General features: G+C 34.9%; 21 protein-coding genes. 17 read left to right on the top strand and 4 right to left on the bottom strand.

Annotated features, from left to right (window positions below):
• Positions 1–134: 134 nt before the first annotated feature.
• The 4 genes from rplU to cgtA all read left to right on the top strand — a co-directional run bounded on the left by rplU (position 135) and on the right by cgtA (position 2934).
• Positions 135–443 (top strand): 50S ribosomal protein L21, encoded by a 309-nt coding sequence (gene rplU / locus H3S88_RS03475; protein WP_025314436.1) that lies wholly within the window; start codon positions 135–137, stop codon positions 441–443.
• A gap of 15 nt (positions 444–458) precedes the next feature.
• Positions 459–719, top strand: coding sequence for a 50S ribosomal protein L27 (gene rpmA / locus H3S88_RS03480; protein ID WP_025314437.1), 261 nt, complete (start codon positions 459–461; stop codon positions 717–719).
• Between the two features lie 86 nt (positions 720–805).
• Positions 806–1771: a DMT family transporter gene (locus H3S88_RS03485; protein ID WP_198227578.1), complete on the top strand. Its 966-nt coding sequence runs from the start codon at positions 806–808 to the stop codon at positions 1769–1771.
• Positions 1771–2934, top strand: coding sequence for an Obg family GTPase CgtA (gene cgtA, locus H3S88_RS03490; RefSeq protein ID WP_086325933.1), 1164 nt, complete (start codon positions 1771–1773; stop codon positions 2932–2934). Before H3S88_RS03485 ends, cgtA begins: the two co-directional genes overlap by 1 nt.
• A 627-nt stretch (positions 2935–3561) precedes the next feature.
• Here cgtA and smrB read toward each other — a convergent pair.
• Positions 3562–4104, bottom strand: coding sequence for an endonuclease SmrB (gene smrB / locus H3S88_RS03495; RefSeq protein ID WP_086325934.1), 543 nt, complete (start codon positions 4102–4104; stop codon positions 3562–3564).
• 7 nt (positions 4105–4111) lie between these two features.
• Positions 4112–4750: an endonuclease III gene (gene nth, locus H3S88_RS03500; protein ID WP_065738293.1), complete on the bottom strand. Its 639-nt coding sequence runs from the start codon at positions 4748–4750 to the stop codon at positions 4112–4114.
• A 262-nt stretch (positions 4751–5012) separates the two neighbouring features.
• On the opposite strand from nth, the gene putP reads away from it, so the two are divergent.
• The 11 genes from putP to adk all read left to right on the top strand — a co-directional run bounded on the left by putP (position 5013) and on the right by adk (position 16058).
• Positions 5013–6506 (top strand): sodium/proline symporter PutP, encoded by a 1494-nt coding sequence (gene putP, locus H3S88_RS03505; protein WP_086325935.1) that lies wholly within the window; start codon positions 5013–5015, stop codon positions 6504–6506.
• Between the two features lie 53 nt (positions 6507–6559).
• Complete coding sequence (gene tyrS, locus H3S88_RS03510) at positions 6560–7831, top strand: tyrosine--tRNA ligase (RefSeq protein ID WP_216354583.1); 1272 nt, start codon at positions 6560–6562, stop codon at positions 7829–7831.
• Positions 7832–7835: 4 nt separating this feature from the next.
• Entirely contained in the window at positions 7836–8702 is an 867-nt protein-coding gene (pdxY, locus tag H3S88_RS03515; RefSeq protein WP_144092007.1) for a pyridoxal kinase PdxY, read from the top strand.
• 58 nt (positions 8703–8760) lie between these two features.
• Positions 8761–9195 carry a RodZ family helix-turn-helix domain-containing protein gene (locus tag H3S88_RS03520; protein WP_086325937.1) on the top strand — a complete coding sequence of 145 codons (435 nt, stop codon included), beginning with the start codon at positions 8761–8763 and terminating at the stop codon, positions 9193–9195.
• 86 nt (positions 9196–9281) lie between these two features.
• Entirely contained in the window at positions 9282–10391 is a 1110-nt protein-coding gene (gene ispG / locus H3S88_RS03525) for a flavodoxin-dependent (E)-4-hydroxy-3-methylbut-2-enyl-diphosphate synthase (RefSeq protein ID WP_086325938.1), read from the top strand.
• A 24-nt stretch (positions 10392–10415) separates the two neighbouring features.
• Complete coding sequence (hisS, locus tag H3S88_RS03530; protein ID WP_198227576.1) at positions 10416–11693, top strand: histidine--tRNA ligase; 1278 nt, start codon at positions 10416–10418, stop codon at positions 11691–11693.
• A 19-nt stretch (positions 11694–11712) separates the two neighbouring features.
• On the top strand, positions 11713–12426 hold the full coding sequence (locus H3S88_RS03535; RefSeq protein ID WP_198227575.1) for a tetratricopeptide repeat protein: 714 nt from the start codon (positions 11713–11715) through the stop codon (positions 12424–12426).
• Positions 12427–12453: 27 nt separating this feature from the next.
• A complete protein-coding gene (gene bamB, locus H3S88_RS03540; RefSeq protein WP_198227574.1) occupies positions 12454–13626 on the top strand; it encodes an outer membrane protein assembly factor BamB in 1173 nt (390 codons plus the stop codon).
• Between the two features lie 18 nt (positions 13627–13644).
• A complete protein-coding gene (gene der / locus H3S88_RS03545; protein ID WP_198227573.1) occupies positions 13645–15120 on the top strand; it encodes a ribosome biogenesis GTPase Der in 1476 nt (491 codons plus the stop codon).
• A 3-nt stretch (positions 15121–15123) separates the two neighbouring features.
• Positions 15124–15375, top strand: coding sequence for a zinc-ribbon domain-containing protein (locus H3S88_RS03550; RefSeq protein ID WP_198227572.1), 252 nt, complete (start codon positions 15124–15126; stop codon positions 15373–15375).
• A 38-nt stretch (positions 15376–15413) separates the two neighbouring features.
• Positions 15414–16058, top strand: coding sequence for an adenylate kinase (adk, locus tag H3S88_RS03555; protein ID WP_039128367.1), 645 nt, complete (start codon positions 15414–15416; stop codon positions 16056–16058).
• 63 nt (positions 16059–16121) lie between these two features.
• Here the strand turns inward: adk and H3S88_RS03560 are convergent, their stop codons facing one another.
• The gene (locus tag H3S88_RS03560) at positions 16122–17402 is read right to left on the bottom strand and encodes a bifunctional O-acetylhomoserine aminocarboxypropyltransferase/cysteine synthase (protein WP_025314453.1); all 1281 of its coding nucleotides are present in this window, start codon (positions 17400–17402) and stop codon (positions 16122–16124) included.
• 65 nt (positions 17403–17467) lie between these two features.
• Entirely contained in the window at positions 17468–17734 is a 267-nt protein-coding gene (gene ybeD, locus H3S88_RS03565) for a DUF493 family protein YbeD (protein WP_025314454.1), read from the bottom strand.
• Positions 17735–17942: 208 nt separating this feature from the next.
• Between ybeD and gss the strand changes: the two genes are divergently transcribed.
• Together gss and H3S88_RS03575 are read left to right on the top strand one after the other, a co-directional pair.
• Entirely contained in the window at positions 17943–19826 is a 1884-nt protein-coding gene (gss, locus tag H3S88_RS03570; RefSeq protein ID WP_198227571.1) for a bifunctional glutathionylspermidine amidase/synthase, read from the top strand.
• A 276-nt stretch (positions 19827–20102) separates the two neighbouring features.
• The gene (locus H3S88_RS03575) at positions 20103–21614 is read left to right on the top strand and encodes an SrfA family protein (protein ID WP_198227570.1); all 1512 of its coding nucleotides are present in this window, start codon (positions 20103–20105) and stop codon (positions 21612–21614) included.
• Positions 21615–21622 lie beyond the last annotated feature (8 nt).

Raw genomic sequence — 21622 nt, forward strand, 5'->3', positions numbered from 1 at the left:
CTTTTTGCGATCTTTTAGTAAACAGCGCTTGCAACAAGCATAAATTTTGCGTAAAATTCACGCCCTATAAGATTAATCATACAGACATATATGTTCAATCAAGTAATCGTCTGTTTTTTATTGCGGAGTTAAGTATGTACGCAGTTTTCCAAAGTGGTGGCAAGCAACACCGAGTTAGCGAAGGACAAGTCGTTCGCTTGGAAAAAATTGAAGTCGAAACAGGTGCAGAAGTTGTTTTCGATAAAGTTTTAATGGTAGCAAATGGTGAAGACATCAAAGTTGGTGCTCCGTTTGTTGAAGGTGCAACAATTAAAGCAGAAATTGTTGAGCACGGTCGTGGTGACAAAGTGAAGATTGTTAAATTCCGTCGTCGTAAACACTATCGTAAACAACAAGGTCACCGTCAGTGGTTTACTGATGTGAAGATCACTGCAATCGCTTAATAGGAGTATCGAACAATGGCACATAAGAAGGCGGGTGGTTCATCACGTAATGGTCGTGATTCCCAGAGTAAACGTTTAGGTGTTAAACGTTATGGTTCTCAAGAAGTTCTTGCAGGTAATATTCTAGTTCGTCAACGTGGAACTCAATTCCACCCAGGCACTAACGTAGGTTGTGGTCGTGATCATACTCTATTTGCCTTAATTGATGGACAAGTAAAATTTGAAGTTAAAGGACCTAAAAACCGTCGTTATGTTAGTGTAATTGCTAACAGTTAATTAAAAACGGTTTGGACGTTATAGAAGCCTCACAGTTATTGTGGGGCTTTTTTCATTTCTTGAAATTCACATAAATTAATTGCAATATGATAAAGCAGCAAAATGTAAAATTAGGTTTTGCATTAGCCATGTTAACTGCGGTGATGTGGGGCGTAGTGCCGATTGCAATGAAATATGCGTTAGTGGTTATTGACCCGCTAACTTTAGCATGGTCGCGACTTTCTATTTCCGCAATTGGTATTACCATTTGGCTTGCATATAAAAAACAATTTCCAAATTTAGCAATTTTTAAAAAACGTCGTCGTTTTATTTTGTTGATGGTTGCAGGATTTGGATTATTAGGCAATTTTGCATTATTTGCTACTGCAGTTCAGTATCTTAGTGCCACAACAGCTCAAGTTGTTGGGCAAATGGGTATTGTAATATTTATGATTTCAAGTGCTTTTATTTTTAAAGAAAGGTTAAGGTCAACGCAAATCATTGGTATAACAATATTGTTGATTGGATTAGGACTATTTTTTAATAAAAATATTGTTGATCTTTTTGCTAATATGTCTACATATGGCATTGGTGTATGGCTTGCTTTACTTGCTTCGGTTTCATGGGCATGTTATGCGCTGGCTCAAAAAGTTTTATTGCAAAAATTACGTGCGGAACAGCTACTTTGGTTAATTTACCTTATTTGTGCTGTATTTTTATGGCCTTTTGCATCACCTAGCATGATAGCTAATGCGGATGGTACCCAATTGTTTGCCATCATATTTTGTGGTTTAAATACCATTATTGCTTATGGTGCATTAGTGATGGCTATGGAATGCTGGCAAGCAGCACAAGTTAGTGCTATAACAACTTTAACGCCTTTATTTGCACTAATATTTTCCGATTTGTTTGCGTTAATTTGGCCAGAAAAATTTGCTATGCAATATTTAAATATTTTAGGTTATATTGGTGCAGTATCTGTTGTTGCAGGCGCTATGTTTGCGACTATTGGACACCATATTTGGCATCCAAGAAAAGGTTGGCTAATTAACCGGAAAAAAGGGGAAGAGTAATGAAATTTGTTGATGAAGCTTCAATCCGAGTAGAAGCCGGCGATGGTGGGAATGGTTGTGTAGGTTTTCGTCGAGAAAAATATATACCTAAAGGCGGACCTGATGGTGGAGACGGTGGCGATGGTGGTGATGTATTTTTTATTGCTGATGAAAATTTAAACACATTAGTTGATTTTCAATTTGAAAAAAATTATCGCGCAGAACGTGGACAAAATGGTCAAGGTTCAGATTGTACAGGTAAACGTGGTAAAGATATTACCGTTAAAGTACCCGTTGGAACACGTATTACCGACAAATACACAGGCGAAATTATCGGTGATTTAACACATCACCAGCAAAAAGTATTAGTTGCCAAGGGCGGATTCCATGGTTTGGGTAATGCTCGTTTTAAATCATCGGTAAACCGTGCCCCAAGACAAAAAACCGATGGTACTCCAGGTGAAAAGCGTGATGTGCTTTTAGAATTATTGTTACTTGCAGATGTGGGTATGTTAGGTCTACCGAATGCAGGTAAATCAACCTTTATTCGTTCTGTTTCTGCTGCTAAACCAAAAGTTGCTGATTATCCATTTACAACTTTAGTTCCAAGTTTGGGTGTAGTAAGAATGGATAATGAACAAAGCTTTGTTGTTGCTGACATTCCTGGTTTAATTGAAGGTGCTTCGGATGGAGCAGGTCTTGGTATCCGTTTTTTAAAACATCTTGAACGTTGTCGTGTATTAGTTCATTTAGTTGATATAGCGCCTATTGATGGAACTGATCCTATTGAAAATGCAAAAGTAATTATTCAAGAATTACATCAGTATAGTGAAAAATTAGCTAATAAACCACGTTGGTTAGTATTTAATAAAATGGATGTGTTGGGTGCCGAAGAGAGCGCTAAGCGTGCAGCAGAAATTGCCAAAGCACTTGATTGGCAAGACAAATATTATTTAATTTCAGCTGTTAATCATGAGGGTGTAAAAGCTTTGTGTTGGGATTTGATGGAATACATGAATGCTCATCCGCGTGAAGCTGAACAAGAAGAATCATCACCTGAAAAAGTAGAATTTATGTGGGATGATTATCACCAACAAGCAATGGATGAAGCTTTTGACGATGATGATTTTGATGATTGGGACGAAAGTGATGAAGAGGGTGTTGAGTTCATCTATCAAAAATAAATAAGTCTCTATTCTATATTCTACTGAACTTAACTACTTTATTAAATTATCTATTACAAGTAGAGGCTACCGCCTCTACTTGTTTCTTGTGTTTTTTTATTTGGTTAGATATTGATCTAATTCGTAAAACAATTCATGAAAAATTTATTTTAAAAAAGTCAAAAAAAACGCTTGCTTTTAATAATGAGAATCATTATCATCAATTCGTACTTTGTTAGAACGTCGAAAGACTTCTAAGAAGTATGACATTGCTCACATTGCTTCCAATGTTTGCCAGCTTGGTTTACCTAGGCTGGCTTTTTTATTTTCATGCTATTTAGAGTATTGAGACGTAAAAATTTAACCTCAATCATATTGACAATAAGTGTTTATATTCAAGTAGTAACTTATTTTTAATCATTTTTATGTTACTCATATATTATATGAAAGTGATTAATGGTAGTAATAAATGATAGTAAAAACTCATAGTAAAAACTTCCATTTGGTATCGATGCTAAATCTCTATACAATTTTCGTTACTCATTGGTAATATACTTATACTGCTACAAATTATTACAAATCCTGTATTAGTTATAGAAATTTGGCGAGACTATCACATTTACATTTATATGTTTCAATTAGTTATCATTAATTATTAGCTGATTGATCATTGATATCAAATAAAATGAGTAATGCTGCATTGCCCCCAAATTCTTTCGGTGCTTGATGAAAGCAAATAATTTGTGGATGCTGAGCAAGCCACATTGGTGTTTGTTTTTTTAATATGTTTTTTCCATGTCCATACATAATGCATGCACATGGTGTTTTTTCTCGCAAACACGCAGCAATAAGCGCGGCTATCTCTTTTTTTGCTTCTCGTTGTGTCAATCCATGTAAATCTAAAAAAAATTCAGGTTCATAAAAACCGCGTCGTAATTTTTTGACTTCGTTAGGATCTGCATTTTCTCTACTATAACGAATAGGATCTTCTTGTAATAGTGGTTGATAATCATCTGAAAAATAAAACTCAGTATTAACTTTTTCATGTTGCTGTTTTTGGGTTTCTATTACTTTTTGTGAGCGTTTTTGTGGTTTGTGGAGCACAGTATCTTGCTTTATCTTTTTGGTATCTCCAAGGCTATTTTTAAATAAATTGATATCATCGTGGGTTAATTTGAATTTATTTAGCATTATTTTTTCACTCAGGGTAAATTTTATCTTTAAATTCGCATAGATCTTCGATTACGCATGAACCACATCTGGGTTTTCTGGCAATACAAGTATAACGACCGTGTAAAATTAACCAGTGGTGGCAATTAATTTTATATTTTTCTGGAACAACCTTTAGTAATTTTTCTTCAACAGCCTCAACTGTTTTACCTGGAGCAAAACCCGTTCTATTACTGACACGAAAGATATGGGTATCAACCGCAATTGTTGGCCAACCAAAAGCGGTATTTAGTACCACATTTGCTGTTTTTCGACCAACACCAGGCAATGCAATAAGTGAATCAAAATTTTCTGGTACTTGTCCTTGATACTTATCCACTAATATTTTACATGTTTTTATGATGTTTTCGGCTTTGCTATTATAGAGACCGATTGTGCGAATATAATCTTTTAATTTATCAACGCCAAGGGCTAAAATTTGTTCAGCAGTATTGGCAACAGCAAACAATGGTTTCGTTGCTTTATTGACGCTAATATCAGTAGCTTGAGCTGAAAGTACAACCGCAATGAGTAATTCAAAAGGCGTTTTGTATACAAGCTCAGTTGTAGGATCTTTAATATGTTCTTTTAGTCTTTCTAAAATCTGAATTCGAGTTAATTGTTTCACAAAATGATTATATGAAAAAGTGATTTGCCATTTATTATATACCCTAATTTAGGGTTTATCTGTAGGTTAAATTTAGTTTTTAAATAGCTTATACCTATGAAGATAGGTCGCTATTAAAATATAAATTAAATATTCTTAATGTTAGCATCAGGTTATCTTTAGTTTTTTTGTTCATAGATATCTATAAATCGCCTGCTTTTTAGCATAAGTTTTTTATGGTAAGCTAGCCAACTATTTTAAATTTCATTTTACAGGGTATATTATAAAAATGTCGTTACCAATGATTGTCACCTTTGCTGTGTACATTTTAGGAATGATTGCAATTGGTTTTTTTGCGTTTCGCGCAACACAAAACTTTGGTGATTATATATTAGGTGGACGTCGTATCGGTAGCGTTGTGACAGCACTTTCTGCTGGAGCTTCTGACATGAGTGGTTGGTTGTTAATGGGGCTTCCTGGCGCTGTTTTTTTGTTTGGTATTTCGCAAAGCTGGATTGCAATTGGTTTAATAATTGGTGCATATCTAAATTGGTTACTGATTGCTGGAAGACTGCGTGTTTTTACTGAAATTAACCATAACTCATTAACATTACCCGATTACTTTGCTCGCCGATTTGATGATAAAAGCTCATTACTCCGTATTATTTCAGCCATTATTATTCTTATTTTCTTTACTATTTATTGCGCTTCAGGTGTAGTTGCAGGAGCTAAGTTATTTGAAAGTACATTTGGTATGAGTTATGAATGGGCAATGTTAGCTGGGGCTGGAGCAACGATAGCTTATACATTTATTGGTGGATTTCTAGCAGTAAGTTGGACTGACACTATTCAAGCTAGTTTGATGATGTTTGCACTTATTTTAACCCCAATTATGGTTATGGTGAATGCTGGTGGATTTACTGATGCAATGAATTATATTGAATCACTTAATCCTGATTATGTTAATTTATTTGCTCATATGGATTTTGTTGCCATTATTTCACTATTGGGATGGGGGCTTGGATATTTTGGTCAACCTCATATTTTAGCGAGATTTATGGCTGCAGACTCGCATGATGTAATGAAAAATGCTCGTCGAATTAGTATGACATGGATGATTTTATGCTTAGGAGGCGCAATTACTGTTGGCTTTTTTGGTATTGCTTTTTTTGCTCATAATCCTAGTTTAGCCTATCTAATCAATGATGGTAAACATGAACGTATTTTTATTGAATTGTCAAAATTACTCTTCAATCCTTGGATTGCAGGTGTTTTATTGGCTGCTATTTTAGCTGCGGTTATGAGTACTCTAAGTTGCCAATTGTTGGTTTGTTCAAGTGCATTAACAGAAGATTTTTATCGCGCATTTTTTAGACCAAAAGCAAAACAAAAAGAACTTGTTTGGGTTGGGCGTATAATGGTACTAATTGTATCAATTGTAGCAATATTATTAGCGATTAATCCAAATAACAGTGTACTTGATTTGGTTAGCCACGCATGGGCTGGTTTTGGTGCGGCGTTTGGTCCTATTATTGTATTTTCTGTTTTTTGGGCACGTATGACACGTAACGGAGCATTAGCCGGTATGATAATTGGTGCAGTAACTGTATTACTTTGGATTAATTTTAATTGGTTTAATCTTTATTCGCTTATTCCTGGATTTTTATTTGCTTCTATTGGCATTATTATTTTTAGCCTTTTTGATAAAAAACCTAATGAAATAGTGGAAGATCATTTCAAACAAGCGTATAAACGTTATCATAACAAGACACAATAGATTATTATTTAAAATAAAATATAAATCGTAAAAAATTTAATAGGTAGAATATTATGACAAAAAATGTGATCAAACAACTGCAAGAGCGAGGACTTATTGCTCAGCTTACTGATGAAAAAGCACTAATAGAACTAATTGAACAAAATTCTATTGCGCTTTATTGTGGTTTTGATCCAACAGCCGATAGCCTACATTTAGGGCATTTGGTACCGTTACTTTGTTTAAAACGCTTTCAATTAGCAGGTCATAAACCTGTTGCTTTAGTTGGTGGCGCGACAGGATTAATTGGTGATCCTAGTTTTAAAGCCGTTGAACGCAAACTTAATACTCAAGAAACAGTTGTTGAATGGAGTGAAAAAATAAAACAGCAAGTTTCACCATTCTTAGATTTTGATTGTGGTGAACAATCGGCTATTGTTGCCAATAACTACGATTGGTTTGGTAGCATGAACGTCCTAACATTTTTACGTGATATTGGTAAATACTTCTCGGTTAATGCCATGATTAACAAAGAATCTGTCAAGCAACGTATTGATCGCGATGAAGTAGGGATCTCGTTTACAGAATTTTCTTATAGTCTATTACAGTCCTATGATTTTGCGTGCTTAAATAAATCTCATAATGTTGTTTTACAAATTGGTGGATCTGACCAGTGGGGTAATATTACAGGTGGTATAGATTTAACGCGTCGTTTACATCAAAAACAAGTTTATGGTTTGACCGTACCTTTGATCACAAAATCAGATGGAACTAAATTTGGTAAAACCGAAAGTGGTGCAGTATGGCTTGATCCTAAAAAGACGAGTCCGTATAAATTTTATCAATTCTGGATTAATACTGCTGATGCTGATGTTTATCGGTTCTTGAAATTCTTTACATTTATGCCATTAAATGAAATTGATGCATTAGAGGAAGAAGATAAAAATAGTGGTGTTGCACCTCGTGCTCAATATGTTCTTGCCGAGGAGGTTACTCGTCTAGTACATGGTGAAGAAGGACTAAATGCAGCTAAACGAATTACTGAAAGCTTATTTTCAGGACGATTAAGTGATTTATCCCAAGCCGATCTAGAACAGCTTGCGCAAGATGGCATGCCAACGCTTGATGTTGAAAGTGATGTTGATTTACAACAAGCAATTGTCAATGCTCAATTTGCACCATCACGAGGGCAAGCTAGAACTATGATTGAATCGAATGCTATTTCAATTAATGGTGAACGTAATACAACAACTGATTATCGTTTTTCAGATAATGATAAACTTTTTAATCGTTATACTTTGCTTCGTCGTGGTAAAAAATATTATTGCTTATTAATTTGGAGATAATTCCATGAAAAGTATTTTATCGATTCAGTCACATGTGGTATTTGGTCATGCGGGAAATAGTGCTGCTGTGTTTCCTATGCGTCGAATAGGGGTAAATGTTTGGCCTCTAAATACAGTACAATTTTCTAACCATACTCAATATCATCAATGGACTGGAACGGTAATGCCTGCATCTCATCTGATTGAGATTGTTGATGGAATTAATGCCATTGATGAATTAAAACGTTGCGATGCAGTACTAAGTGGTTATATGGGATCACCAGAACAAGGTGATGCCATTATTGAGATTGTTAAAAAAGTAAAAGCTGTTAATCCAAATGCTATTTATCTTTGTGACCCAGTGATGGGGCATCCTGAAAAAGGCTGCTTTGTTGCACCAGGTGTATCTGCATTTTTATGTAATACTGCATTACCTATGGCAGATATAATGGCACCCAATATACTTGAGCTTGAAGAACTTAACGGTAAACAACACATTAATAATGTTGATGAGGCTATATTAGCTTGCAGAGCCATATGTGAAAAAGGACCAAAAGCTATTTTGGTTAAACATCTAAGCCGAGCAGGATATCATAATGATCGTTTTGAAATGTTACTTGTGACTCAAAATGAAGCATGGCACATTAGTAGACCGTTAGTTGATTTTGGTGTAAAACAACCGGTTGGTGTTGGTGATATGACCAGTGGATTATTTTTAGCTAATATTTTACTTGGAAAATCATTGGTAGAAGCTTTAGAACATACTACTGCTGCGGTGTATGCTGTTATGCTCGAAACTTTAAAACAAAATGAATATGAATTACAATTGGTTGCAGCACAAGATGAAATAGCAAAACCAACTCAGTGGTTTAGTGCGAAAAAAATTGATTAATTATCAAAATATGTAAAAATGAGATATCTTTCTGGATTATTATATACATGAGGGGATAATGGATAACATTTCATTGGGAGGAAAGCTTGCCTATTTAAGAGAGCAAATGGGATTCACTCAAGATGATATTGCCAATAAGATTCATGTCCGTAAAACGATAATTGATGACATTGAAAAAGAACAATTGATTCGGACTTCTTTTGTTTTTGTTAAAGGATATATCCGTTCTTATGCTGAACTAGTAGGTTTATCCGCTGATGAATACCAACCTTATCTTGATGAATTATCCCACCACTACCAATCCTATGAAATGAAAAATTATTCACAAAAATATAAAAAAAGACATGGAAAAAAAATATTTCTTATGATTGTTCTAGTTTTTTTATGTACATTAGGTGTTACCCTATATTATGTTAATAAAGAAAATAAAAGTAATCTTGTGGAAGTTAGTCACTATATTTCTCCATCACTATCTAAACATGTTAATAGTTAGCAAATTTTCTTATTCTCATACAGACTTTTGCTTTAAATCTTGTTAAGATTGCTGGCTAGTTATTTTGTAATATAATTAGGCATGTTATGAGTCATCAAGATTCACCTATTATTAGACGAGAATCTACCCAAATTTATGTCGGCAATGTTCCTATTGGTGGTGGGGCTCCAATTGCTGTTCAATCGATGACAAATACTCGTACAACAGATGTTGAAAAAACCGTAGCCCAAATTCAAGCTCTTGAACGTGTTGGCGTCGATATTGTTCGTGTCTCTATTCCCACAATGGATGCAGCAGAAGCTTTTAAACTTATTAAACAGCAAGCAAAAGTTCCGCTTATTGCTGACATTCATTTTGATTATCGCATTGCTCTGAAAGTTGCTGAGTATGGAGTAGACTGTTTAAGGATAAATCCTGGTAATATAGGTAACGAATCAAGAATACGTGCGGTTGTTGATTGTGCTAAAGATAAAAATATTCCAATTCGCATTGGGGTTAATTCAGGCTCACTGGAAAAAGATATACAAGAAAAATATGGGGAACCAACTCCGCAAGCAATTGTAGAGTCAGCTATGCGTCATGTTGATATACTTGACCGGCTTAATTTTGATCAGTTTAAAGTTAGTGTAAAAGCTTCTGATGTTTTTACAGCAGTTGATGCTTACCGATTGTTGGCTAAGCAAATTAAGCAACCATTGCATTTAGGTATTACTGAAGCTGGTGGAGTTCGTAGTGGCGCTATTAAATCGGCTATAGGGTTGGGATTGTTATTATCAGAAGGTATTGGCGATACCTTACGTGTATCATTAGCTGCCGACCCTACAGAAGAAGTGAAAGTTGGATTTGATATTTTAAAATCACTTCGTATACGGGCTCGAGGCATTAATTTTATTGCATGCCCTACATGTTCTCGTCAAGAATTTGATGTGATAAATACGGTAAATATATTAGAACAAAGATTAGAAGATATTATTACACCTATGGATGTCTCAATTATTGGTTGTGTGGTCAATGGCCCTGGTGAAGCATTAGCTTCAACTATGGGGGTTGCCGGCGGTCATAATAAAAGTGGCTTTTATGAAGATGGTGTGCGAATAGGCCGTATTGATAATGAGCAAATGATTGACGAATTAGAAGCTAAAATCCGTGCTAAAGCATTATTATTGAAAAATAAAATTTCAACAACTGAATTATAATTTTAAAAGAAAGTGAATAAAAAAATGACAGATAAAAAAATTCAATCAATACGTGGAATGAACGATTTACTTCCAACTGAAAGTGCAAGTTGGCAACAGATTGAAAAAATCGTTAAAGGCGTATTAAATAGCTATGGTTATAACGAAATTAGAACACCTATTGTTGAAGATACTGCACTTTTTAAAAGAGCGGTAGGTGAAGTCACAGATATCGTTGAAAAAGAGATGTATACATTCAATGATCGTAATAATGAGAGCATTACTCTGCGTCCTGAAATTACAGCAGGTTGTGTTCGTGCCGGTATTGAACATGGTCTTTTTTATAACCAAGAGCAAAGACTTTGGTATTTAGGACCGGCTTTTCGTTACGAAAAACCGCAAAAAGGGCGTTATCGTCAATTTCATCAATTTGGTGTTGAAGTCTTTGGGCTTGAAGGACCAAATATTGATGCAGAACTTATTTTATTAACAGCTCGTTTTTGGAAAGCGCTGGGTATTGAACAGCATACTTCTCTTGAACTTAATTCAATTGGTTCTCTTGAGGCTCGAGCAAATTATCGTAATGCTTTAGTAAGCTTCCTTGAACAACACAAAGATAAATTGGATGAAGACTGTCTACGTAGAATGTATACTAATCCATTAAGAGTTCTTGACTCAAAAAATCCTGTTATACAAGATTTATTAGATAAAGCACCAAAATTATTTGATTATTTGGATGAAGAATCTAAAGAGCACTTTGATGGTTTGTGTCGCTTATTAGATAATGCTGGTATCAAATACAATATTAACCAACGGTTAGTTCGTGGATTAGATTACTATAATCGCACTGTTTTTGAATGGGTAACAAGCAGTTTAGGAGCACAAGGTACCGTTTGTGGTGGTGGTCGTTATGATAGTCTTGTTAGCCAACTAGGAGGACAACCTACACCAGCTGTTGGTTTTGCTATGGGTGTTGAGCGTTTAGTTTTATTAGTTCAAGCAGTCAACCCGTCATTGAACTGTGATAATTCAATTGATATTTATATGATTTCGTCAGGTGATGAAAAGACAATCTCAGCAGCACAATGCATAGCAGAACAATTACGAGATGGATTACCTGAAAAACGCATTGTCACCAATTATGGTTCCAGTAATTTTAAGAAACAATTTGCCAAGGCTGATAAATTAGGTGCTAAAATAGCGGTTATTATTGGTGAAAATGAAATAGCAAACCAAACAGTAACCATTAAAAATTTACAAAACGGTGAACAAGTTGAAGTAGCGCAAACAAATATTATTCAAACTTGTTTGGCTATACTATAAAGGATAATAGGAGAAAAAAGTGAGTCATCAATTAACGCCTGAGGAACAATTTTCGGAGATTAAAGAATTTTTTGCAAAAACATGGAAAATAATGGTTGCAGTTATCATAATTGGTTTACTAGCTTTTTATGGATGGCGTTACTGGCAATCTTATAAAGTAGATAAGTCAATTGAATCATCAGAGCGATATGAACAATTAATAGCGAAATTGGATAATAGTAACCCCGATTCTGTCAATGAATTAGTCGCCTTTGCTAAAAAGGACGACACTATTTATAGTGTATTTGCTAGTTTTAATGCAGCTAAATTTTATGTCGAAGTATTAAAAGATTATGCAGGCGCACAAGTTTTACTAACGGATTCTCTAAAGAAAACGGATGCAGAACCCATTAAAGCAATCGCATACATTCGAATAGCTCGTTTACAATATCAACAAGAGCAATATCAAGATAGTTTAACTTCATTAGGTAAGGTATCTGAAAAAAGTTGGATGACCATTGTAAATGATATTCGTGGTGATATATTTGTGAAAATGGCTCGTTATAGTGATGCTGTTGATGCATATAACCTTGCGTTGACTTCATCCTCAACTAATGAGTTAAAAACAAATATAAAAATGAAATTAAATGAAGCACAATACTTAAAAGCTAAACAGGAAGAACAAGCATTAAAAGATAAGGCAGAACAAGAGTCACAAGCGAACAAAGCAGCAACAGAAGAAAGTAAAAATTAATTTATCCTGCTATAAGGGTCATATAATATGAAGTTAACAAAATATTTTTTTACCAGTGTTTTAATTTGCTCACTTGCAGGATGTTCCTTATTTGGTGGTGAAGAAGAGATTGTACAGATTTCACCTTCACCAACAGTGAAAAGCCAATTTCCTATTCAGCAAATATGGCGAAATAGTACATCGGGAAATACGCAAATTTACTCATTATTAGGTCCAGCTAGTTATGATAATACTGTTTATGTTGCTAGTCGCAGTGGACAGGTTAAAGCGATTGATTTATTAAGTGGTAATACTATATGGGATGTAAATTTATCCCAAAGCACATTTTTTAGTAGCAAAACAGCTTTGTTTTCTGGTGGAGTAAGCGTTGATGACAAATATGTTTACATTGGAAGTGAACGGGCGGTTGTTTATGCCTTAGATCGTAGTAATGGTAAAGTTGTTTGGGAAAAAAAAGTAAACGGCGAAGTACTTGCTCGACCTGTATCTTCTCAGGATAAATTGATTATTCATTCTGCTAATGGCATTTTACAAGGACTAAACCGTAATACCGGTGAAGAACTGTGGGATGTAACTCTTGATACTCCATCTTTGTCGTTAAGAGGCAATTCAACACCAACGGTCGTTCATGGTGCGGCAATTGTGGGGGATGATAGTGGGCGAGTAAATGCTTACTATATCAAAGATGGCCAACTCATTTGGCAGCAACGTATTTCTCAACCGACAGGTTCAACTGAAATAGCAAAATTGAACGATGTTGATTCTACACCTGTTGTTGAAGGAAATTTGGTTTATTCTGTTGGTTATAATGGATATGTTGCAGCATTGGATCTAAGTAATGGTCAAGTTGTTTGGCGTAAGCAATTAGGTTCAACTCATAGTTTTGCTGTTGATTCCCAACAGATATTCGTTGTTGATCAGGATGATAATGTTCAAGCTATCACTAAAAAAGGTGGTGCACTGGACTGGACCCAACCAAGCCTTTTACATCGTCAATTAACCGATCCAGTTGTTTACCAAGATTATATTATTGTAGGTGACTTTGAAGGTTATTTGTATTTTCTAAATAAAGATAGTGGCGAAATCGTTGCTAAAACACAAGTAAGTAGTAGTGGTTTAATATCGCGACCATTAATAGTAGACAATAAAATAATTGTTCAAGCTAAAAATGGTGATATTTATGCGTTTATAAAAAATTAAGGTAAATAGAGAATATACATGGTACCAGTTATAGCACTAGTTGGTCGTCCAAACGTTGGAAAGTCGACTTTATTCAATCGGTTAACTCGAACTAGAGACGCATTAGTTGCTGATTTTCCCGGATTAACTCGTGATCGTAAATATGGGCGAGCCGAAATTCAAGGACATGAATATATCGTCATTGATACTGGCGGTATTGATGGAACTGAAGATGGGGTTGAAAGCTTTATGGCAGAACAATCCCTACAAGCAATTGAAGAAGCAGATATTGTTCTTTTCTTAGTAGATGCTAGAGCAGGTGCTATGCCTGCTGATCATGCTATCGCTAAACACTTGCGTTCCCGCCAGAAAGCTACATTTTTAGTGGCTAATAAAATTGATGGTATTGATGCTGATATTGCTATTTCTGACTTTTATGGGCTAGGATTAGGTAAGATTCATTCAATTGCTGCTAGTCATGGTCGAGGAGTAAGTTCATTAATTGAGACTGTTTTAGAGCCTATTTTTCAATTCAAAGATGAACATCAAAATAATTTTGTTAACGATGAATCATCTAACGATTTGCCCGAGTCATATGATGATCTTGTCCTTGATGATGATGATACTCAATCACTGATAAATCAACCTATCAAGGTTGCTATTGTTGGTCGCCCAAATGTTGGTAAGTCAACACTAACTAATCGTATATTAGGTGAAGAGCGTGTTGTTGTATATGACATGCCAGGAACAACGCGAGATAGCATTTATATACCAATGACACGTGATGAGCGTGAATACGTCTTAATTGATACCGCAGGTGTTCGTAAAAGAGGTAAAGTAACCGAAACCGTTGAAAAATTTTCTGTCATTAAAACATTACAAGCAATTGAAGATGCTAATGTTGTGATTTTAGTTATTGATGCCAGAGAAGGAGTATCAGATCAAGACTTATCATTACTTGGCTTTATTATAAATAGTGGTCGCTCACTTGTAATAGCTGTTAATAAATGGGATGGCTTATCACAAGACATCAAAGAACAAGTCAAGACGACTCTTGATGATCGGCTTGATTTTATTGATTTTGCTCGAGTACATTTTATTTCTGCTTTACATGGTAGTGGAGTTGGTAATTTATTTGATTCCATTCAAGAAGCTTATGATTGTGCAACGCGTCGTGTAAATACGGCACTACTAACAAAAATAATGCAAATGGCACAAGATGATCATCAACCTCCTTTGGTGTGTGGTCGTCGAGTAAAATTAAAATATGCACATGCTGGTGGCTATAATCCACCAATTGTTGTTATTCATGGTAATCAAGTTGAAGATTTACCTGACTCTTATAAGCGTTATTTAATGAACTATTTTAGACGTTCATTAAAAATTATGGGTTCGCCAATTCGAATACAATTCAAAGAAGGAGCTAACCCATTTGAAGGTCGAAAAAATAGCTTAACAGCATCACAGCAACGTAAACGTCGCCGGTTGATGAAACATGTTCGAGGTCGAAAATAAATTATGCCAAAAAAAATAGCAGTTAATCATGGGCAAGAAGGCATTTGCCCGAACTGTAATGAAAAAATGAGTCGTGTTTCTCCTCAACATTTTAGTTGTTCTAAATGCCAACAACATTACATTGAACAATATATATGTCCAATTTGCCAACAAAATGCGCAAATGATTAAAGGCTGTGGCTCGATCAATTATATTTGTCAAACAGATGGTTTAATATCAAGTAGTAAAGTGATATTTCATTATTTACCAGAATAGAAAAAACTATTTATATTAAAGTTATAAGAGGTTATTTAATGCGAATTATATTATTAGGTGCACCTGGGGCAGGAAAGGGAACCCAAGCACAATTTATTATGCAAAAGTATGGTATCCCACAAATCTCAACTGGGGATATGCTACGTGCCGCAGTAAAAGCAGGTAGTCCATTAGGTTTACAAGCAAAATCACTTATGGATGCAGGAAAACTTGTTACTGATGAGCTGGTAATAGCACTAGTTAAAGAACGTATTGCACAAAGTGATTGCTCTAATGGTTTTTTATTAGATGGTTTTCCGCGTACAGTGCCACAAGCTGATGCAATGAAAGCTGCTGGTATTAATGTTGATTATGTACTTGAGTTTGATGTGCCTGATGAAGTGATTATTGATCGTATGAGTGGACGACGAATCCATGCTGCTTCTGGTCGTGTTTATCATATACGTCACAATCCACCAAAAGTTGAAAATATTGATGATGTTACTGGTGAATCGCTAACTATTCGTAAAGATGATAGCGAAGAAATTGTTCGTAAACGTCTTGTTGAATATCATGATTTAACTAAACCTTTGATTAGTTATTATCAACATGAAGCTAAAGAAGGTCGTACACAGTATTTCCGTATTGATGGAACCCAGCCAGTTGCTGATGTTACAAAAGAATTAGCTAAAATCTTAGGCTAATTGATTTTAGTAAAAGAGTCAGATAGTTTTTAGCTATCTGACTTTTTTCTATTGCATAATAGGTCAATTCGAAGCAGCTGTAAGGGCTTGCTCTAGATCAGCAATAATATCATCAATATGTTCGATACCAATAGATAAGCGAATCATTTCTTGACTGACTCCTGCTTTTTGCAGCTCTTCATTATTAAGTTGTCTATGTGTTGTGGTGGCTGGATGGCAAGCTAGTGAACGAGTATCGCCGATATTGACTAACCGAATTATCAGTTTTAATGCGTCAATAAATTTAGCTCCTGCTTGCTTACCTCCTTTTATACCAAACGATAAAATACCAGCTGGCAAACCATTATCCATCTGTTTTATGGCTAATTGGTGTTCTGGATGATTTGATAAACCAGCATAATTTACCCAGCTAACTTGAGGATGAGCTTCTAAATATTGGGCGACTTTTAGGGTATTTTGGCAGTGACGTTCAACTCTTAAAGATAATGTTTCGAGTCCTTGTAATAGTAAAAAAGTATTAAATGGAGATAATGCTGCCCCCATATTACGTAATGGTATAACACGACAACGCGCTATATAAGCAGCAGTACCAAATGTTTCAGTATATGAAACGCCATGGTAAGATGGGTCAGGTTGATTTAACATTGGATATTTATCCGCATGATCTTTCCAAGGAAATTTACCTGAATCAACAATCATTCCACCTAAACTATTGCCGTGTCCACCAATATATTTAGTGAGGGAATGAATGACAATATCCGCTCCAAATTCAAACGGTCGGCAAAGTGCAGGGCTCGCAACAGTATTATCGACAATCAAAACGATACCATGACGATGAGCAATATCCGCTAATGCCGCAATATCAACAATGTTGCCAGCGGGATTACCTATACTTTCACAATAGATGGCTTTAGTTTTGTTATCTATCTGTTTTTCAATAGCAACAAGATCATCGTGAGGGGCAAACTTAGTTGTAATACCAAAGTTAGGTAATGTATGAGCAAATAAATTATACGTTCCACCATAAAGCTTAGAAACTGAAACAATATTTTCACCAGTAAAAGTAATTGCTTGAATTGCATAAGTAATGGCAGCCATACCTGATGCTACAGCTAAGGCGCCAACTCCGCCTTCAAGGGCCGCAACTCTTGCTTCAAGTACTGCATTAGTTGGATTTGTAATTCTTGTATAAATATTGCCAGGCACTTTCAAATCAAAAAGATCTGCGCCATGTTGTGTGTCATCAAAAGAATAAGAAGTGGTTTGATAAATAGGTACAGCAACAGCGTGGGTTGTTAACTCGGGTGTATAGCCAGTATGGATGGCAATGGTTTCTGGTTTCATATTAGAGCCTCATTATTGCAGTGTGAGACTCTATTTTGCGAAAAAATTTTAAAAAAAGCAATGAATTATAAAACCATTCTTACAATATCAATTTCGCCTAATTCTTTATAAAGATTTTCAATTTGGTCAATATGTGTTGCATTAATAGTAATCGATACAGAATGATAATTACCTTTACTACTTGGTTTGATAGATGGAGTATAATCACCAGGCGCATGGCGTTGAATTACGGATACAACTTTATCAACCAACTCTGGTTTTGCTTCTCCCATCACTTTATAGGTGAATGAACAAGGGAACTCTAATAGTTCATTTAATTTTGTTTGTTGCATAATTTTATACTTCTCATTTTATTAGTTCATTTTATTGGTATGACTACCAAGAATAACGAATATATATAGGCTGTTTATACTTCTTCAAGTAATATGAAATATAAACATCGCTTTTTAAAGCTTATAATTTGATCTATGATAGGGAAATTCTAACATAGCTTGATAAATCTATCTTGCATTTTGTTCATAAATATAAGGTTAATACAGCATGTCATCTTTGTCCAATAACAAAGAATCTTTTGGTACATTATTAGGTTATGCGCCAGGAGGCGTTGCAATTTATTCATCTGATTATGAAACATTAGATTCCAACCTTTACCCTAATGATGCCTCATTTCGCAGTTATTCTGGTCATGAATATATGGGATATAAATGGCAATGTGTCGAATTTGCTAGGCGATTTTTATTTTTAAATCACGGTATTGTATTTACCGATGTGGGTATGGCGCATGAGATATTCTCGTTACGATTTTTAAGACATGTTATTAATGAAGCGATTTTACCTTTACAAGCATTTGCCAATGGCAGTAAACGTGCACCAGAAGCAGGTGCATTATTAGTTTGGGATGATGGAGGATTTTTTGATCGTACCGGTCATGTCGCTATTATTACCGAAGTATTTGAAGATAAAATTCGGATCGCTGAGCAAAACGTAAGACATACACGTTTGCCTATTGGTCAGCAATGGACTCGTGAGCTTGCTATGACAAGGATAGATGGCGGTTATCAGTTACATGATACGTTTGATGATACAACGATTCTTGGTTGGATGATTCAAACAGATAATACCGAACATAGTTTGTCACAACCTAATGTACCTAATCCGTTGTTAGCGATCCACAGTGCTCATATTGAAAATGAAAGCCAATTTGATAAAAAGTGGCTAAATGAATTAGATACGCTCGAAAATGCCTATGTATCAGCCACAGGGCATGCAATCAGCCATGACGATCAATATCGTTATTTCACCATTTCAGAAAGCGCGGAACAAGAGTTAATTCGTGCAACCAATGAATTACATTTAATGTATTTACATGCTACTGATAAAGTATTAAAAGATGATAGATTATTAATTAATTTTAATATTCCGGAAATATTATGGCCAAGGCTTAGACTCTCATGGCAACAGCGTCGCTATCAAATGATCACAGGACGATTAGATTTTTGCATGGATGAACGAGGTTTTAAAGTTTACGAATATAACGCTGATTCAGCTTCTTGCCATACTGAAGCCGGACACATTCTTGATAAATGGGCAATTCAAGCAGGATTAAATGTGGGTGTCAATCCAAGTAGTGGTTTACTCAATTCTTTGGCTAATTGTTGGACACATAGCGATGCACAAGCTTTTGTTCATATCATGCAAGATAACGATAGTGAAGAAAATTATCATGCATTGTTTATGCAAACAGCCCTTACTCAAGCAGGATTTAGTAGCAAGATTCTACGTGGACTTAATGGGCTAAAATGGGATAAGCGAGGTCGATTAGTTGATGATGAAGATCGACAAGTCACATGTGTTTGGAAAACATGGGCATGGGAAACCGTTCTAGAGCAATTACGAGAAGAAAGTGAAGCTCAGATTGCCGGCTTACCAATTCGCACTTGGCATCCTGAAAATGCGGTAAGATTAATTGATGTGCTTTTACGACCTGAAGTTTCAGTTTTTGAACCTTTATGGACGGTTATTCCAAGTAATAAAGCTATTTTACCTGTTTTGTGGTCTTTATTCCCTAATCACCGTTATTTATTAGAATCAACGTTTGAACTTAATGACAGTTTAATTAAAAAAGGTTATGCCATTAAACCTATTGCAGGTCGTCGGGGAAGTGATATTCAATTAATTAGCAGTCAAGAACAGATTCTTGATAAAACAGTAGGACAGTTTGCTAAGCAAGAAAACATTTATCAAGAACTCTGGTGTTTGCCAAAGGTTGATGATCGTTATCTACAATTATGTACTTTTACTGTAGGTGGACATTATGGCGGAGCATGTTTACGTTCTGATCCCTCTTTGGTTATAAAAGGTGAAAGTGATATGCAACCATTACGTGTTTTAACTGATGAGGAGTTTTTAAAACAATTGCAATAAAGAGTTTTTGTAAAAAAGTTTCAGGTTATGCATACGTTTCAGTATAAGATTGAAAGGGAATCACTCTATTAAGTGGTGTTATTATGATTTTTGTTGTATTAATACTTATTAATGTATTATTTTTTGTAATAAATATATAAAGCTTTAATTAACATTCAAATATAAAAGACATAATATCGGTGAGTTTAACAATTACAATAATAAATTTTTTTGTTAAAATTAATACAATTATATAAAAATAATAACAATATAAATACAATTAATAAGAAGGAATATATGGTAAATACTTTACTGCGAAGTGGTGATATAAAAGATTTCAAAATGCTAGGGCACGACGGTAAAGCCGCTTATTTAGTTGCTGCCCAAATTCGTGAAATGTTTAGAGTAAAGTTAGGTAAACAATATGCTGATTATTTAGCTATTCCACAACGCAATGATCAAGGTAATATTATTGATTGGTATATTCCTTTTGATTCAACTCAATCTGATGGACAGTATGATATTGTTCCTTGGACCTCTGCCAGTGAATCAGAGCAAGAAGAAGCATTGATTTTACTCAAAGAATTCGAAAACAAAGTTATCAATTTGGGTAAACAACTTGCAAGCAATCCAAATTTAGCGGGTGATCAATTACTTTTTAGCCGTCTGATTTATGATCCAAAAAATAATATTGATAGCACTGAACCAAATTTGATGGCAATACGTTTTCCTAGTAATCAATTTGTTTATATTGTTAACGGTGAACCAGTGATTACCTTTTGGGGATTTGTTTATCCACAAACGCCGCAAAATAATTCACCATTTAATTGTTTGAAATCTATACAACAACCAATCCCTTTAGCATCAACAGTAACTGAATCTGAGATAATTAAAAAACCATGGTGGAAACGTTGGTGGGCGTGGTTGCTTGGTTTGTTGCTTTTATTATTGCTATTATTTGCAATATTTTTGTTACGAGGCTGTCGACAAAATTCGGACGTTTCGATTAATCATGAAATAGCAAAGGAAAATAATATTAATCAACTTTTACCAGCAGATGAAAAACAAGATGTAAAAGAAGTAAAAACGAAAGATCAAGTAATTGATAGACAAATTAATGTTATTAATGGCATCAAAAACAGTTCAAAAAATTTAGTTGATGCTAATGGTGTGCCTATTAACACTGAAGTTCAAGGAGATACTCTTAATACTGTTGATCCAAACGCAATACCTAATAATGTTGAAAATAATGGTGATATTAATCAAATTCCAGACGCTTTAAATAGTAATGATGACAAAGTAGGTGATCCTAATTTAGTTGAAGCCGATAAAAAAGATAATTTGGATGGCACAAAAGATGAAAACAATAAAGGTCAAATACCTGAAGAATCAAATAAAGATAATAATTCTGACACTAATGTGAATCCAGATAAGGTAGATAACTTAACGTTATCTCCAGATCAAATAAAGCAAGGCTCTACTAAATTTTTGGATGGGCAATGGTCTGTTAGTGGAGGAATTCAAGATAAGGCTACCGGTAAACCATTACAATTGAGCTATGAACTTAAGGATGGAAATGGCCAAGTTACTATTACTCGTAGTGATGGTGTTAAATGCGTTGGTCAAGTTGATAGTGGTATTCAAAATGCTAATTTAAGTATTGGTGGTAATAACCAAGCTATCTGTAGTGATAATAGCAAATATCAATTACCTAAGATTCAGTGTAAATCAGGCAACAATAATCAAGCTGATTGCCAGGGAATTTATGATAACGGAACTTCGTTCCCAATTACGATGAAAAAACAATAAGGTTGTAT

The sequence above is a fragment of the Gilliamella sp. B14448G11 genome (genome assembly GCF_016101765.1).
Lineage (GTDB): Bacteria > Pseudomonadota > Gammaproteobacteria > Enterobacterales > Orbaceae > Gilliamella > Gilliamella apicola_N.